Annotated in this window: 1 protein-coding gene; it reads left to right on the top strand. The window is 55.7% G+C overall.

The window, feature by feature from the left end; translation table 11 throughout:
* Positions 1–66: 66 nt before the first annotated feature.
* Positions 67–1,193 (top strand): IS3 family transposase gene (locus TL5118_RS12970; RefSeq protein WP_106404309.1). Its coding sequence is split into 2 segments (ribosomal slippage): positions 67–337 and positions 337–1,193, totalling 1,128 coding nucleotides; the frame shifts between segments, so codons are not numbered across the junction.
* Positions 1,194–1,255 lie beyond the last annotated feature (62 nt).

The raw sequence follows: 1,255 nt of genomic DNA, 5'->3' as shown, positions 1-1,255 counted from the left end.
TGAAGTGGTCCCAGAAAACTGGACAGTCAGCTAAGGTGTATCCCAAACCTTTGAAGGGATACGAGAATGGCAAAGCGCCGGAACTTTACAGATCAGTTTAAGGCCAAGGTGGCGTTGGAAGCGCTGCGGGGCGACAAGACCGTGCAGGAGATTGCCGCGAAGCATCAACTGCACCCAAACCAGGTCAGCACCTGGAAGCGGCAGGCCATCGACGGAATGGCAGATGTGTTCTCAGGCGGGAAGCAGAGTGGCCCGACCGAAGCCGATATCAAGGAGCTGCATGCCAAGATCGGGAGGCTGGCGGTTGAGAACGATTTTTTGTCGGAAGGGCTCAAAAAGTGAGCCCGGCAAAGAAGCGGTCGATGGTTCAGCGCGACCACCCCAAGCTGAGCATCAGCCAGCAATGTAAGCTCGTGAGCTTGAGCCGGTCTGCATTCTACTACACGCCGGTCGGGATCGACGCTGACACGTTGGAAATGATGAAAGAAATTGACCGGGTATTCACGAAGTATCCGTTCTTCGGGTCACGCCAGATCGCAGCCTATCTGCGAAGAGAAGGCACGGTCGTCGGGCGTCACCGCGTCCGGCGGCTGATGGCCAAGATGGGTCTGGAAGCGATCTACAAACGGCCTCGGACCAGCCAGCGACACCCACAGCATCCGGTCTATCCATATTTGCTGAGAAAGATGCAGATTGACCGACCCAATCAGGTCTGGTGCGCCGATATCACGTTCGTGCCGGTCAAGAACGGCTTCCTCTACTTGGTGGCCATCATGGATTGGGCGACGCGTAAGGTGCTGAGCTGGCGATTGTCGAACACGATGCACGCCGACTTCTGCGTCGAAGCATTGAAGGAGGCCATGGCCAAACACGGACCGCCCGAGATCATGAATACGGATCAGGGCAGCCAGTTTACCGGATCGGTCTGGATCACCACGCTGACCGAGGTGGGCGTGCGCATCTCGATGGACGGTCGGGGAAGATATCTCGATAACATCTTCATCGAACGCCTGTGGCGATCTCTAAAGCAGGAGGCCATATACCTTGAGGAAATCTCCGATGGCTTCCAGGCTCGACGCATCATCAAGGACTGGATGGCTTTCTACAACAATAGACGGCCTCATTCTGCGCTTGATCGACAGACACCCGACGACGCATATTGGGCAGGCTTGGAAGAGCAGAAAGCAGCATGAAACCTAAACCCGATACACCTTAGCAAAGCTGCAAAACTGTCCGAAAAGGTGGGACCACTTCA

The organism is Thalassovita autumnalis (assembly GCF_001458255.1).
Taxonomy (GTDB): Bacteria; Pseudomonadota; Alphaproteobacteria; order Rhodobacterales; family Rhodobacteraceae; genus Thalassobius; species Thalassobius autumnalis.
This window is presented reverse-complemented; position numbering and strand designations above follow the sequence as displayed.